This is a genomic window from Candidatus Anaeroferrophillus wilburensis (assembly GCA_016934315.1).
Classification (GTDB): domain Bacteria; phylum Desulfobacterota; class Anaeroferrophillalia; order Anaeroferrophillales; family Anaeroferrophillaceae; genus Anaeroferrophillus; species Anaeroferrophillus wilburensis.
The window spans coordinates 18,901-33,849 of the sequence record JAFGSY010000014.1 but is presented as its reverse complement, the minus strand read 5'-3'; the positions used below and the strand labels follow the sequence as shown (position 1 = coordinate 33,849).

General features: G+C 56.1%; 13 protein-coding genes and 1 riboswitch. Of the genes, 1 reads left to right on the top strand and 12 read right to left on the bottom strand.

The window, feature by feature from the left end:
• Positions 1-2: 2 nt before the first annotated feature.
• The 6 genes from JXO50_03670 to JXO50_03645 form a co-directional block, all read right to left on the bottom strand.
• Positions 3-932 carry a hypothetical protein gene (locus JXO50_03670; protein MBN2332186.1) on the bottom strand — a complete coding sequence of 310 codons (930 nt, stop codon included), beginning with the start codon at positions 930-932 and terminating at the stop codon, positions 3-5.
• Complete coding sequence (locus tag JXO50_03665; protein ID MBN2332185.1) at positions 914-2,101, bottom strand: hypothetical protein; 1,188 nt, start codon at positions 2,099-2,101, stop codon at positions 914-916. Before JXO50_03665 ends, JXO50_03670 begins: the two co-directional genes overlap by 19 nt.
• Positions 2,098-3,978, bottom strand: a complete 1,881-nt coding sequence (locus JXO50_03660; protein ID MBN2332184.1) for a hypothetical protein — start codon at positions 3,976-3,978, stop codon at positions 2,098-2,100. Before JXO50_03660 ends, JXO50_03665 begins: the two co-directional genes overlap by 4 nt.
• 79 nt (positions 3,979-4,057) lie before the next feature.
• Positions 4,058-5,695 carry a peptidyl-prolyl cis-trans isomerase gene (locus tag JXO50_03655; protein MBN2332183.1) on the bottom strand — a complete coding sequence of 546 codons (1,638 nt, stop codon included), beginning with the start codon at positions 5,693-5,695 and terminating at the stop codon, positions 4,058-4,060.
• Positions 5,689-6,300 (bottom strand): hypothetical protein, encoded by a 612-nt coding sequence (locus tag JXO50_03650; protein MBN2332182.1) that lies wholly within the window; start codon positions 6,298-6,300, stop codon positions 5,689-5,691. The genes JXO50_03655 and JXO50_03650 overlap by 7 nt, the downstream gene beginning before the upstream one ends.
• Positions 6,300-7,616: a hypothetical protein gene (locus tag JXO50_03645; protein MBN2332181.1), complete on the bottom strand. Its 1,317-nt coding sequence runs from the start codon at positions 7,614-7,616 to the stop codon at positions 6,300-6,302. Before JXO50_03645 ends, JXO50_03650 begins: the two co-directional genes overlap by 1 nt.
• 9 nt (positions 7,617-7,625) lie before the next feature.
• On the opposite strand from JXO50_03645, the gene JXO50_03640 reads away from it, so the two are divergent.
• Positions 7,626-7,802: a hypothetical protein gene (locus JXO50_03640; GenBank protein MBN2332180.1), complete on the top strand. Its 177-nt coding sequence runs from the start codon at positions 7,626-7,628 to the stop codon at positions 7,800-7,802.
• 141 nt (positions 7,803-7,943) lie between these two features.
• Here the strand turns inward: JXO50_03640 and JXO50_03635 are convergent, their stop codons facing one another.
• The 6 genes from JXO50_03635 to JXO50_03610 all read right to left on the bottom strand — a co-directional run bounded on the left by JXO50_03635 (position 7,944) and on the right by JXO50_03610 (position 14,163).
• A complete protein-coding gene (locus JXO50_03635; protein MBN2332179.1) occupies positions 7,944-8,525 on the bottom strand; it encodes a hypothetical protein in 582 nt (193 codons plus the stop codon).
• A 139-nt stretch (positions 8,526-8,664) separates the two neighbouring features.
• Positions 8,665-8,919: a hypothetical protein gene (locus tag JXO50_03630; protein MBN2332178.1), complete on the bottom strand. Its 255-nt coding sequence runs from the start codon at positions 8,917-8,919 to the stop codon at positions 8,665-8,667.
• A 231-nt stretch (positions 8,920-9,150) separates the two neighbouring features.
• Positions 9,151-11,193, bottom strand: a complete 2,043-nt coding sequence (locus JXO50_03625) for a hypothetical protein (GenBank protein ID MBN2332177.1) — start codon at positions 11,191-11,193, stop codon at positions 9,151-9,153.
• A 22-nt stretch (positions 11,194-11,215) separates the two neighbouring features.
• The gene (locus tag JXO50_03620) at positions 11,216-12,118 is read right to left on the bottom strand and encodes a cytochrome C (protein MBN2332176.1); all 903 of its coding nucleotides are present in this window, start codon (positions 12,116-12,118) and stop codon (positions 11,216-11,218) included.
• Positions 12,119-12,131: 13 nt separating this feature from the next.
• A complete protein-coding gene (locus JXO50_03615; GenBank protein ID MBN2332175.1) occupies positions 12,132-12,920 on the bottom strand; it encodes a cytochrome C in 789 nt (262 codons plus the stop codon).
• Positions 12,921-13,266: 346 nt separating this feature from the next.
• Positions 13,267-14,163 carry an NHL repeat-containing protein gene (locus tag JXO50_03610; protein MBN2332174.1) on the bottom strand — a complete coding sequence of 299 codons (897 nt, stop codon included), beginning with the start codon at positions 14,161-14,163 and terminating at the stop codon, positions 13,267-13,269.
• Positions 14,164-14,602: 439 nt separating this feature from the next.
• Positions 14,603-14,812: riboswitch (cobalamin riboswitch) on the top strand.
• The last annotated feature ends 137 nt before the right edge of the window (positions 14,813-14,949 follow it).

The window sequence follows — 14,949 nt, the reverse complement described above, 5'->3', positions numbered from 1 at the left end:
GATCATCTTCCAAAAATTTCTATCCGGCCGTTGCCTTCATCGGCGACCACCAGATTGCCCTGCCAGTCAAAAAGCAGCTGGGCGCCATAGGCCAGCTGGCCGGGCAGCTCGCCTTTGCTCATGAAACGGTAGCGCAGCCGGCCGCTTCGGTCACAGACGACAATGGTACCGGCATGCCGGTCAAGGAGGTAGAGGGCACCGGCCTGATCAACCTCCAGGGCAATCGCAAACTGCAGGCTGGTCGGCAGGCTGATGGTCTGCTCCCTGGTGCCGTCCAAGGCAAAAACGCTTGCGGTTTTGGCGGTGCCGTCAAGGGCCCACAGACGATCTCCTTTGAGCTTCAGATCCATAAACCCCCTGCCGCCGGCCGGCAGGGCGAAGACCGCGTCCAGGGACAGATCAGGCTGGTATTTCAAAATTTCGCCGCTGAACAGATCAAGACAATAGATATTGTTCTGCTGGTCGATAGCCAGCCGGTCCGGGATGACCATCGCCTGCCCGGGGCGTGTGAGGGTGTAACGCTCCATCTGCCTGTTTTTCAGGGAGAGATGGAGGAGGCTGTTGAGTCCCCGGTCACTGATCCAGAGGTTGTCGCTGCTGTCCCTGACCATGGCGACCGGATGAACGAAAGCGCCGTCAGCATTGAAGCGGGAAAGCTCTGTCCCGCCGTTGTCAAATGCCGTAATCATGGCATTGGCACCATCAATGAGGTAGTAGCGCTGCCGTTCCCGGTCGATGGCCAGATTCAGTGGCCGGGGTGTCTGTCCCGATTCTCGAGATGGTTGCAGCAGCTGCAAGGGCTGCCAGGGGCCGCTACCGGCAGCCAGCGGGGTGCCGCAGCAGGCCGCGACCAGCAGTAATACCAGGCTGATTATAGTCAGCTTACATTTTCTCGTTAGAGCTATGTGGTTTGTTAGTATTTCTGGTGACATTGGATACACAGGCTCCGTTTGCCGTCCCGGCGCAGATTAAAGGTATACATGGTGCCGTTGCAGGGATCGTGGCAGGTAACACAATCCATGGGTTTGTGATTGCGGGGGTCAAGTGCGTTTTCACCCAGGGGGTGGGTAAACTGTTTATGGCGCTGGTGACAGCTGGCGCAGACCTCCCGGGGTTCGTCTTTCAGCATATCCGGCCGGCTGGAACCGTGAAGTGTATGGCAGTTGGTACAGACATGCCTGCCCGGATGCAGATGCAGTGCCGCAGCCCGCCGGATAAATTTATCCTCGTGGCAGGCACGGCAGTTTTTGCCTGTGCTGCTGGTGAGCAGGGCCGGTTGGTCAGCCACATGGGGATTGTGGCAACCAAGACAGAGATGATGGTCGCCAGCGCCCCGCAAGTGGGTATGGGGCTGCAGGAAGGTTGTCAGGACCTCTTGATGACAGGAAAGACAGAGTTCATCCCCAGCCGGACGCCCATGACATTGGCCGCACTGCCGCTGGGCAAATGGCTGGTGTGCCGTGGAACGCAGGAGAGCGGCATTGGTGCTGCCGTGGGGGTTGTGGCAACCGAGGCACTTGAGTTCCTTCAGCTCCCGGCCCAGATGTTGCTGCTGCAATTTTTTGCTGCTTTGGTGACAGCTCAGGCAGATCCCGGGTTCACCCTGTTTCAGCAGCTGCTCATGATCGGCACTGTGGGGGTCGTGGCAGGCGTAGCAATTGCCGGCGGCAAAAGGCTGATGGCGATGTTCATAGGCTGCCTGGTTCAGGGTATGACATTGTTCACACTCGGTCCCCGGCTTGCTTTTCAGCAGGTTGTCATTGTCGGCCTGGTGGGGGGCATGGCAGGCACCGCATTCCCCTTTGGCCACCGGTGCATGTTGGTGGCCCTTTCTTTCCATGTGCTGCTGAAATCGCTGGTGGCAGCTGAAACACAGTTCTTTCTCCGGGCGGGCCAGCAGGCCGGGATATTTTGCCACATGTGGCTGGTGGCAGGCACCGCATTCCCCTTTGGCCACCGGGTGGTGTTGAAAACGACCCTGGAAGGTTTCTTGTGGGTGACAGTCATAGCAGGGGCCGGCTCCCGGGCCAGCGACAGGCCAGGCTGCAGATGGCCCGGTCAGGAGAAGGCATAACAGCAGCAAGAGGCTTCGTAATCTCATGGCAGATCCTTGGTATGACATGCACGGCAGTCACCGGTGGTAAATGGCTGATGGCCGAAAGGCAGCAACAGTCCGGGTGCCGGTGATCCATGGGGATCATGACAGCCAAGGCAGTGCTGCCTGCCGGCGGCAATCCCGTGGTGATTTTTGCTGAATGTTTCCGCATCAATGTGGTGGCAGTCGGCGCACAGCACTGCCGGGTCCTCTTTCAGCAGTTGGGGTCGTCCGGCCTGGTGATGCTCATGACAGAGGCCGCACTGACCCTCGGCGGCTGGCTGATGGGCGACGCCCTTCTCCCAGAAAGTATCAATCTGATGACACGTGAGGCAAAGCTTTGGCCGTTCCTGCAGCAGGTAGGCCGGCTGATCAAGCCCATGGCCGCTGTGGCAGGCGATGCAGTTCAGCATGGCCACCGGTTGGTGGACGGTTGCTCCCTGGCTGGTATCCGGCGTCTGTTCCTGGTGGCACCCCAGGCAGAGTGCCTGACCGTCGCCGACCAGCAGGGCCGGTTTATCTGCAGCATGAGTCAGGTGGCAGTGATCACACCGGCCCTCCTTGAAGGGCTGATGTTGACTTGCTGCCCTGTTCATGGTCTGCTGGTGGCAGTTGCCGCATAGAGCGTTTTTGCCAGCTGCCAACAGCTGCCGGTTGCCGCTTCCATGGGGTTGATGGCAGGCGCTGCAGTTGCCGGCGGCAAAGGGACGGTGGAGATTTTGCTTCAGCAGTTCGTCAAGTATGCCGGGGTGGCAGCTGAGACAAAGATCCCTTTCCTGCTGAACCAGCAGGGATGGATTAAGGCTTTCGTGGGGTTGATGGCACATCAGGCAGTTGCCGGTTTCCATGGGCGCATGGGGAACCGCCGGCGTTTTTCTGCCTTGGTCATGGCAGGATTGGCAGAGGGTTGTAACATCGCCGGCCAGCAGTTTATCCTGGCCCTCCCCCGGGACATGTCCCAGGTGACAGGCAAGACAATCGCCGGCGATCAGCGGCTGGTGGACGCTGCCCTTTCCCTGGGGCAGATTTCTTTTGCCCCCGGCTACCATGGCGAACTGGTGGCAGGAGAAACACAGCTCGCCAGCGGGCCGGGAAAGCATTCCCTGATGGTCGCTGGCGTGGGGACGGTGGCAGGCAAGGCAGTTTCCTTCGGCCACTGGTTGGTGTCCCCGGGGATTGCTTTGGGCAGTGCGCTGACTGTCATGACATTGCCGGCAAAGCTGGTTTCCCTGTTCTATGGTGGCAAAGGGGGCCGGACTGTCAGCGCTTTCGTGGCAGTCGCCGCAGCTTTTCCGGGCCACTGGTTGGTGCAGGGCCGGGCGCAGCAGGTGAACGTTGTTTGCTGAGTGAATATCATGGCAGGCAAGACAGCCGGTGGTTACCGGATAGCCGCCGTGACGGGCGATAAAGTTCTGGTCTTCCAGACTGTGGCATTGTCGACAAAGGTCGTTTTGTTCCTGCGGCAGCAGGGCGGCAGTATTGCTGCTGTGGGCCTGGTGGCAGGTGTTGCAGCAGTCGTCGAGGGGCTGGTGGCGGAAAGGCCGGTTGAACTGCTGCCGGTCATGGCAGCTGTAGCACAGCTGTTCTTCCGGCAGGCGGAGCAGGGCGGCCTCCCCGGCGTTGTGGGGTTCGTGGCAGGCCTGGCAACGACCTTCAGCCACTGGCTGATGGCTGTGGTTCTGCTGCCTGAGAGTCGCTGCCAGCTGCTGGTGGCAGCGAAAACACAAGTCCGGCTGCGGGGCCAGCAGGTAGACGCCGCCCACCAGGCCGTGGGGGCGGTGACAGCTGTTGCAGTTTTTCTCCCTGACCGGCTGGTGCATGATTCCCTGGGCGAATGAGGCCGCCATCTCTCCATGGCAGTCAACACAGGTTTTGCGCACCATTTTTTTTCTCTCTGGTCCGGTGCAGGAGATGACCATAGTGAGGCTCAGTAATCCCGTGAGTAGGAATAACGGCCATCTGCTAATCAACATGTTCCTCCATCAGCTGCTTTCGCAGTTTCTTCCAGGTTTTTTCCTTGACGGTAATGGTTGACCGTTGCCGCAATTGTTCAGCCAGATGTTTTTTCTCGCTTTTGAACCGTTCTTCCTGCAGCCGTGTGCGAATTTCCTCAGCGACCTCCACCAGGGGCAGAGGCTCCGGGGCATGGCGCTGGAGCAGCTTAACGTAGATCTTTTCCTGTCCGGCTGTACTGTGTGTGGCTGTCTGGCCCGACTGCAGGCCGGCAACCAGCTCTCTGATCTCTGCCGGCAGCTTGGTTTCCGGTATGGTCCGGCTCCTGGTTGCTTCTGGGAAATAGGGGGTCATGACGGTAAAAAAATCCTTACCGCTGCCCAGCTGTCGGTCCAGCAGCTCACAGAGCGAGGGGTTGGCAGTCTGCACCCAGGCGACTTCCACCAGGGGAGGCTGGAGATACTGGTGCCGGTTCCTGGCATAGGCGTCTGCAACCATTACCTCAGCAACGGTTGCCCGGGGATGGATCACTTCCTGCTCCAATTCCTTGATCAGCCGGTGCCGGCAGTAAAAGGCAAAGGTTTGCTTGAATGGGGGGTGTTCTTCATAGTGGTGCTCCAGGGCTTCCAGACTCACCAGGGTCTGGGCGAGGATATTGTTGACCACCTGCTGTTTCAGACTCTCCAGGTTAACGGTGTTGGTCCCCGTTCTCCCTTGCCGCATCCGCTGCTCTTTGGTGAGCAATGCCGCCACTTGATCGCCGGTGATTGTCAGATTGCCGATTTTAATGACTACATCAGCCGGTTGTCCACTGCCTGGTTCAAGGGCTGCCAGTTTTTCCTGATCGATGACCGGCTGGTATTTATGCCGCAGCCTGGCCAGCAGATCGGTGTTGAGCTGCTGCTGCTGGTCCTTGATCAGTTGCGTGCGGATGGTTTCTTTGAGCCGGGCAAAATCATCATCACTGCCGGCAGTGATGTTTTCGACCCTGGCCAGCAGGCAGCCCGCCGCCTGGGGCAGCAGAAACAGCTGCTGCCGGTTGCCGCTGTCGGCGAACAATACTTTGAAAGACTCGTCAACGGCCAGGGGTCGCACATGGGACTGTTTCCTGATGGGTACCCCCGAAAATCCAGCGGCGGTGATCGCCTCGCTGATCGTCATGTCGGTAGTGCCCAGCTCTTTCACCTTGGCTGCTGCAGTCGCGTCCGGCAGGCTGGCCAGGGTAAGGCTGATGATCGGCTGGTATCGCTGGTCATACTCTTGCCGTAGACGATCGTTGCCGGGCGGGACGATCCTGCCGTCGACCTCCTCCTGCTTCAGCAGCATCAGGGAACGGGATTTGAGGAAGATATTGATTTTGTGGAGGTAGCGTGGCTTTTCAAAAAGCCGCATCTGGCGGGCTTCTTCAGCCATCAGCAGCCAATCGATAAAGTCATCCGGATCGGCGGCCGCTGTCATTCCCGGTTCCCGCCACTCGCGCCACCAGTCAAGGTAATCCTGGGTGGTATACGTGGTGCCGTTGATAATTGCCAAAGTGTCCGGACTGCCGAAGGAAAAGGCCATGCTTTCGGCCGGGGAAAAGAAACCGGCAAGACAGAGTGAGGCCAACAGCAGGAACAGCAGGCTGCACCAACGTCTTTTCAACATCCCGGGACTCCTTTGTGTTGCCAGTCGGCAATGATTTCCCGGGACAGGCGGGAGAGCAGCCCGGTCATGGTATCAACAATGCCGAAATGCAACGCCTTGCGGTAGTCGGAGCCTTCCCGGCGCAGAAAGCTGGCCACCAGCGGCTGTTTTGCCTTGACATCAATAATCTCAACATGGAGATTAAGATAGGGGTTCCTGCCTTTGCTGGCATTGCCATCCATACCCGCGTCTGTGATCCGGCCGACAATGATGGCATCAACCCCAAGCTGGTTGGCGCATTTTTCATAGATCAAACTGTCAAGGATTGCTCCGGGAATCATCCGATTGCGCATAAAGAAGGTTCTCACATCCCCTTCTGTTTCCACCTCGAAAAGCTCTGCTCTCACCAGTTCATGGTGAAAGATCCGGTAGGCCAGCAGCGCCCGCTCGGTATCCTGCTGATCATCAATAAAGGGGAAAAGGGCAACCCGGCAGAGGGGCCGGTGTTCAGCAACGGGGCCGCTGATCTTGGTCAGCGGCGCTTTGCCGGCACAGCCGCAACTGGCAACGAGGAGCGCCGCCAGCAGGATGGTGGCAAGGACTTTGCCTGATTGTTCAAGGGTCATCAGAAATCCTCCTGCCAGATATGGGAGGATCTGGTTTCCTGGACCATGGTCATGCTGCTGTCCGGCATTTTGACGCGGACGTCACGGAGTGCAAAACGATTACCGGCCTGGTCCCGGGCTTCCACCTGGCAGAGCAGGAAGTCGCTGCCGGCGGCGGGGGGCAGGACATATTCAGCCGGCAGGAAGCTGCCGGTCTGGTTGAGGACTTCATTGCCGCCGGGGGTGGTGAGCCGCATCTGCCAGGTGATCTGCTGGTTTGGCAGGTGGTCATCAGCTGCCAAGATGATGATCGTTCTGTCCTGGCGCCTGGTGGTTTTAATGGTTAACGGTCGACAGGCTGTCTGCAGGGAGATGCGTTTGCTGGCTTCCGCCTTCTGGTCGGCGGCATCCCATATCTGGAGGACCACATCATAGAGACCGTCCTCCAGCCGCTGGCTGCCTGTCCGGCAACCGTTCCAGACCAGCTTGGGGACCGCACCGGACTGCATTTCGCGGACCAGCACCGTGCCGTCCGGTTTCTTTACCTCGATGCACCAGCGCGACAGGGGCAGCATCTTGGTGACATGGGGAATGATCAGCAGTTTGTCATTAAAGACGGTTACCGCTCCCATCGGCTGGCCGCGTTTGAGCTCCAGCTCCAACCGGGGGGGCAGGTTTGCCACCTCATAGGACGCCAGATTTTTCATTACGAAGGTCGAAGGTTCATCTGCCCAAGAGAGGGCTACGGAAATCGGATGACAGCCATTATCGCTCGAGGTCTGCCAGCTGCCGGCATAGCGGCCGCTTTTCTGCTGAGGTTCCAAGGTGATGGTCTGCTGGCCGTCCTGCAGGACAACCTGATCAGGGGGGGCGGCAAGGAAACGCAGGTCAAGGGAGCATTCAATGGCTGCGCCGCCGGCGGCATAGGGCGGAGTCAGCCGTAGATCGGTAATCAGAAAGGGATGATGCCCCCCTGCCGTGCGAGTTGTAGCCGGCTGCTGCCGATGGCAGAAATCGGTTGCCAGGTCAGTGATCAGCAAAGTTTGAAGTTCCTCGAGGGATTGTGCTTCGCCGATACCCATGAACCTGGTTTGGCCGGTCAGGCTGGAGGCTTGTTCAGCCGTCCAGACGGATTGGCCGGTGCCGGTGTCCATGGCCTGGAGCAGCAGGCCGAAAGAGGCGTTCTCGCCGGCAGTCCTTTCAGTTATCGAACCGACCAGCACCAGATCGCAACCCAGGCTATGTCCCAGGGAGCGGGCCTCAAGTGAATCAAGGCAGCCGGAATAGCGGATCCGATTGGCGGCGAGAAACTGCTGTACGGCAGATGCCTCCACCATGTGTATTCCTTGGGCCTCCAAGCTGGCCCGCAGTTCAACGGTGATCTCCTGGTTGATGCTGTTGCTTCCCAGGCTGAGATCGGCAAGGGGCAGGAGCGCCACGCCGGCGGTGCTGCCGGCAGGGCAACATACGATCGTCGCCGCAAGGAGGAAAAGCGGCAAACCTATCCGGAGAACCGTTGCTAAACGGCAGACTGGATGGCAAAAGAAAGAAACGACGGCATTGTTCCTGATCATGTCTGTGACAGGTGATCTCCTGGCGTTACCCTTTTGTCCGTGGGCTGGTTGCAGACTTAGCGGCAAAAAAAGACGTTTTACGCTAAGTGGTTAATACATGGTTTGTAAAAGCTTTTGGGCAAGGGCGAAGCTTACCCGGTTGAAATCATCGCTGGCAAAACCGAAAATTCGCGAGCCGGTGGTGTAGCCGCTTTCACTGCCGCTGGCCTGCCAGATGATGTTGCCGCTCTGGACTTCGATGAGTTGCAGGGTCATGGCGACGACCGGATAGGAGTAGGAGCCGTTTCGTTTTTCTTCATACATATCGACGGCGCCCACCAGGTAGGCGCTGACCCCCAGTTCCCGGCCCAGCCGCTTGGCCATGCTGCTGGTCAGTATGGTGGTCTGCTTTCCCACTTCCTCGTCCAGGAAGCGCTGCACATCGCCGCCGGCAACAACGGCAAACAGGCCGCTGCTGAGGATTTCGGTAGTGACGATATCCCGCAGGCGATTTTCCACCAGTTGGGTTTTTGTGTGGTTTTCGAAAGGCAGGACAGCAATCCGTTGCACCAGGCTGATCTCGGTGTTCGTATCCTTAAAGGAGCGGATGTCCTGGGCGCAGCCGGCCATAAACAAGCTGCAGAGGGCGAGAAAAAGGAAGAACTTCAGCTGTCGGAGAAAGAAAGAGATCATGGGCACCTGTCAGAATCAAAGGGTGACTCGAGGCGCCCTTGAATGAAACCTTTCTGCCTGCCTGCTTACGGGTGTGCAAAAGCTACACCAGTTGTTCAGTAGCCAGGCAAGCTGCGTTTATTCAACAAAGCCCCGAATATTAACTGTCTACACCATCATCATTGCTATAGTCGCATAAAAGGGTCCAGCACTCATCGCGAAACCAGAAATCTACATCGCTGTCTTGGTCGCAGGGGTTGCCGAATTCTTCAATATGGCACAGTTCAGCAATCCAGGAACAAAGCCGGTTCCGGTCAAAGTCATTACGGGAACCAAAAGCGTTGTATTCTGGCAGCTTAGACAGTTCGACCAACAGGGTTTTTTTCATCTGGCTGACGGACTCAATTGACTTCATGGCTTTCTATCTCCTCTGGGCTGAAATGGGGGACTGACACAAACCGTCCCTGACACAGGTCCATATGAGGAGCAAATTACATGCCAAACGCCTCTAACTACTTGAAATGCCATCCCTGTTGCCGCCCGCATCCTTTTACTGTTTTTATCGGCAAGTCTCGTGAAAAGTTTAATTTATACAGTAGGGCCATATCGCACAAAAATATTTGTAAAAGCGCACTAAGAGTGAAAATCAGTAGCGCAGATTGCATTGCAGGTTCCAGTTGATAATGTTGTTATGTCCGGTGGATGTCCGATAGCCGGCGTTCATCCTGAAATCCAGCCGGGAACAGGGAATAAACGAGAGGGAACCGTTGAAGGCATGACTGCTGTCGCCAGCTGATTCAGACAAGGAATAGGAGACGTTGGTCAGGATGGTGGATGAGCAGACCCAGGCCAGGTTCGTACTCCAAGTTGTTTGGTTGTTGGTCTCTTGATGGTCCACTCTGGTTGTCAATGAGAGGATGTCCGATGGTCTGAAGTTGGCGTGCATGCCATACGACGATGAAGAATCCCCATCGTAATAGTAGCCGTCCAGATAGATTCTGTCGGTCAGCCGGGCCGTGGTGTTGAAGCGCCAGCGGAAAGCGGATACATCGTCATCGTTGACCCAGGAGGTTTGGAGCCCGGCGGTGACATCCGGATAGAGCTGGGCGGTGAGATAGCCATCCAGATTGTTGGACGACGAGGTGTGCGTGCCGCCCTCGTATTGTTCTGTGCGGCGAAAGCCGAGGGAGAGATCCAGGGTGTCAAGCGGCGATGATTTAACTACCGCTGAATAGGAGCGGTCATATTCATTATCCTCCCCTTCGTCCTGCTGGTGGTTTTCATCAAATCCCAGGGTCAACCACCAGTAGCGGCTGGCGTCGTAGTCGCTTCTCAGGGAGAAGTTGGTTTCGCTCTGATCTCGACCGGGATCGTAGGAGGAATCCTCATGGCGCAGACTGCCATGGAGGGTCCATTGTGCGGTTGGCTTCAGTGCCAATGACAAATGGGAGTCACTTTTCAGGTATTGGGCGTCAGTGGTCAGCTTGTTGGCGGCGGCAATTTCTTCGCCGGCTTCCAACTCGGTAATAGTGACGGCTTCAATCAGGTTGTTGCTGGTCCTTAGAACAACCTTGAAATAATCACTGAGACTGACGGGCAGATCGATGATTGCAACGCTGTGGGTAGTCTGGCTGTCCAGTTCATAGGTGATCGTCGGCAGCCCGGGAACTGTTTGCCATTCTTCGCCATCTTCGCTGGCGAACAGCTGCCATTCCAGTCCCTGGAGAATGATCTGGGAGAGCTCACGGTCAAAATGGATTCTTATCTGAGTTACCGGCCGGTCATTTGCCCGGCCACCAATGTTGTGATAGTCCAGCGAAGATTCGATGGCGATGCCGGCAGAGGCCAGCAGGTTGTTGTCGATCAGGGCTGGCAGCGGGGCGAGAGTCCCTTCGTCAGGAGTGCTGTCAAGGCCGTACAGCCCTTCCATGTCCATTGCTTCGATAAAAAAGGTACTGCCCGAACCCGCTTCCCTGGCAGTTTCGGTATAGTGGGCGGTAATTCGCTGAGTGACGCCAACGGACATTTTGTTTTCCCAGAAATTCCAGTTTTCCCGCAGCTCGACGGTGCCGTAATGGTAGTCGGTAACCGTCGAGGTATTGCCCGCTCGGTTGATATCCTCGGACCGGCGGACATTGTAGGAGCAAGTGACGAATCGCCAGGCATAATTGAACAAGGCCCCTGCCTGGGACGACTTGCTGTTGCTTGTGTGGGGGCTCAGGTCATCTTTGCGGTACGATTCATTGTAGAACAAGTGCAGCCGTGGCCATTCCGGTGCCCACTTGCTGAACCAGTTGGCATTCCAGCTTTTGCTTTCATAGGAAGGCTGACGGTCATAATCGAGCCAGCTGCAGGTTGCTCCCAGATTCAAAGAGAAAAGGTCATTGAGAATATCCAGGTTGACCGTTGGACTGATCCTGGTGTTGTCTGAGGCGCTGTCATCTGATTGATTGATGTTGTAACGTAATGTGCTGTCCAGATTCATGGCTGCCGTCAGTTCCTTGTCCAGAAAGAGGCTGTATGACTGATCTGAAGACCAGGAGGTCTGTTCGCCGTTATCGATTTCAGCATAGTTCCACCTGGCGCTTCCCGATAGGGGCTCAGCACGGGTGAAGCCTGGATGGCCCAGGCCCGCGAGGGCCAGAGCCATCCAGACTGCAAAAACGAGCGTTACGCGTCTGGTGAGCACAATATCCAGTGTCGTGACCTTGTTAATGTCCCGGCAGTGTCAGGGCATGGGGCTCGCCGTGGCATTCACTGCAGTTGTTTTTGAAGCGGCCCAGCATTGCCTCGGAATGGGGTGTGCCATGACATTTGCTGCACTCGGGAATCACCCCGTGGGTTTGAGCATGGCAGAATACGCACTGCAGTTTTGCGTGTTTGCTGGGGCTGTTTTTAAGGGTGGTGGTGATCTTTTCATGGCAGCCGGCGCAGACGCGATTGCCGGTGTCCTCGGCGTAATGGATTTCCCGGGGGGCATGAACCGGGTGGCAGCCCGTACAGCCGGCATTGTCGCTATAGGCTGTGTGGGGTGTTTCATGGCATTCCACGCAGTTGGGTTTATAACCATGCCGGGTGTGGTGGCACTCACTGCAGGCAACGTCGGTGTGGGCACTTTTGTAGGTATCGACATCAGCTTTCTGCTTGCCATGGCAGTTGCCGCAGTCTTTTTCCAGCACATCAAGGTTTTCCAGGCTGGCGATCGGCGCATGGGGGTCGGCATGACAGACCAGGCAGTCGGGAAAATTGGGGCCATGGGCTTCCCCATGGCAATCCTGGCAGTGGGGAACGACATCCTGCCAAGCAATGCTTGGTCGCCATAAGTGGAAGGTTTGGTGGCACTCGCGGCAGTTAAGCTGATGCTTGCCACCGCGATCCTTGATATTCTGAAAAACACTGAAGTGACACTGGGCGCACTGCAGCGTGGTCAGCGGGACGACCTCCTGCTGATAGACGCCCGGGGCTTCCAGTTCTGCCGGATAGTTTTGGTTCGCCGCCTGTTTTTTTGCCGCCGCCTCGACCTCATGGGTTTCCTGGACAGTGGCACAGCCCAGAAAGACGAGCAAAAGACAGATGAGTGTCCATAGATTTTTTTGGTTTACTGACTTTTTCATCCCTTCCCCCTGTTTATTTGCTGGTCAATGCATGGGCATCAATATGACAAGTCAGGCAGTCAGGAAATTTTTTGTGCATGCCGGCGCCATGGGGTTCACCGTGGCAGGTGACACACTCTGGAACAGTCTTGTGCTGGCTTTTGTGACAGTAGACGCACAGGAGTTCATGATGTTTGGTTTGATTGCTGGCCAGCGTGGCCAGTTCGTTTTCATGGCAGCTGCCGCAGAAGGGAGAAGGAATTTCCTGGTCGTATTTTACCACGGTCGGCATATGCGGTTTGTGGCATCTCAGGCAGTCTTGGTAGGCCATTTCGCTGCTGTGAGGTTCATGACACTGGAGGCAATCCTGAAACATGGCATGCTGGGGATGGCATTCGGTGCAGTTGAGCTCAGCGTGTTTGCTCGGATAACTGGCCATTTCCTGGCCTTCATTGTCGTGGCAGGTGAGGCAGACGGGCTTGACTTCAGCACCGGCATCGTCCAAGTCCATCTTGAGGGGGCGGTGTGGGTAGTGGCAGGTGATGCAGTTGGCCACCTGGTAGTGGGCTTTTTCTCCCGGTGCGTGGCACTGGGCGCACTGGGGAATGGCATTCTCTCCCTTTGGCGGGTGTTCAACGTGGCAGTCGAGGCAGCTGACCGCCGTCTGGTGCAGGCCGCCGCTGGTGGCAATATCTTCTACAGCCTTGGTATGACACTTGATGCAGTCCGTTGCCAGCAGGTCGCTTGACGCAGCAAGCGAGGGCGTGGCGAGGATTGCCACCAGGAGCATTGCGAAAACTATACTGATCCATTTTTTGCCCATTTTCTGTTCTCTCCTTTTCCGATAGATACTGTAATTGCTGTTGATCAGGGGCTGGTGCTAAGTGTTAGTGCCCAACCAGGACCCTGGCTGCTTTTTATCCGTCATCCAATTGCTAAGCATCAAAAGAAAGCGGCATATAATACAGCAATGATTGTGCCGGTCTGCATCTAAGACGTATTGTCTGATTTGCAAGGGGTTTACGCTGTCAAGCTTGAGTGCGCCCCTTGTTGCCCGGGGGGTGTTTACCCCCACCATGAGTGATATGGCGCAGTTCTCTGCGTCATAAGGCGGTCGCGGTCATTGGTTATGTATGCTGCAAATCAAGCCTGTTTTAAAAAATCGTGATTCACTTTTCAACGATGCTGAAAACCTGTAGCCGCTGGTTGAAGGTATCGGCTACCCACAGCCTGCCCTGGCCGTCGACGCAGAGATCGGACGGGTGCGCCAGCCAGCCCCTGCTGTATCCCTTGCCGCCGAATTCAAAAAGGTAGTCTCCTTTGTCGCTATAGACACTGATGCTGTGGCGCATGTAATCAACGATGTAGACCAGGTTTCGCTGCTGGTCGAGGGCAATGCCCCGCGGGCGTGAGAGCTTGCCGGATGAGCCGCCCTTTTCACCGAAGTCATAGAGAAATCTGCCGGAGAGGGAAAAAACAAAAATTTTGCCCATTTCTTCACTGAGGAGATAAATTCTGTTTCCGGGGGCATCAATGGCAAAGGTTTCGATGGGGGCTTTTTCCCGGATGCCCAAGTGCATGGTAAGTGGTACCATGGCCTGCTGCCAACGGCCTTCAAGGTCGGCAATCAGGACCCCATCACCGCCATTTCCCGTCACATAGATGTGGTTATCGATGATTTCGGCCCGGAAGGGTTGAAAGGCGTCAGCGTTTTTGAAGCCGGAAAAAAAGATCTTTCCAGACGGCAGCAAAGCCCGGTCAAGGATCTGCAGATGGCCTCCGGTATCATCGCTAATGCAAAGGTAGAGTTGATTGTTGGCAGTGCTGCAGCTCTTGGCGTGGGTAAATCCACGTCCACTGCCAATGGAGGCAACCGGAAAAAAATCGGAGGTGTAGATGATGATCTTGCTGCCGCCCTCGCAGAGGGCATAGATTTCATCCTCATGCCGGTCATAATAAAGTCTGCTGGGATAGGATAAGGAGCTGCCGCGGTCATCGGTGGTAATAACCTGCAGGCAGCGTGCCTCATAAGAAGGGGTATGCTCCCCTCCCGCAGCGGTGGTCACGAAAGGGCTGAGACACAAGAGCAGCGCATAAGTCTGAAGGAGTATAGTTGGCAAACAGTGACGGAGACTTGCGTGGCTCATGGTGGCAACATCCCAACCTTACCCGTGGCCTATGGCTTTTTGTCAAAACAGAAGAAGTGCTTCTGGCATATCAAGTTGTTTTCCGGTAGCACATATTGGTGCGGAAGAAAAGCCTATTGTAGAATTGAAGTATTTGAATATATTAACTTTTAATAAGCGTAACAGTGTTTTATTGAAGCCAATGCGGGCTTTTTATATCTTTTTTCTCCTAGGCTGCGGTGGCTGCTGGTGGATCAGCAGATGACGGCAAGTAGTCCTTGACATTTATTATCTGATGCCCTATGTAACTTCCCAGTCCGGACGGAAGCTGGTTGTTTCGGATGGGCTGCCTTGCAGGCAGCCAGCTCATGGACAAGACAAAAAAATATGGTTGCAGAGCGGCCGGAATATCCCTTCCTGTGGATAGGACGGCCATAAAAGGGAATGCCGTGCAATTCGGCAACGGGCCCGCCGCTGTAACCGGCAACGAACACCGCAATTATGTCACTGCACGCCAACCGTGTGGGAAGGCGCGGTCAGTAGGTTTGAGCCGGGAGTCAGAAGACCTGCTTTGTAATCTGGTTCGGAGTGAGATCCCGTGGAGCGGATCTTATGGCAAGTATTCCGAATCTGCTTCGAGATGAAACTGGGAAATCCCGAAGGCTGCTTTAGCGGCTTTCGGGATTTTTTTTGGCCTGCATCAGTCAGGTGCAGAAATAACGCATT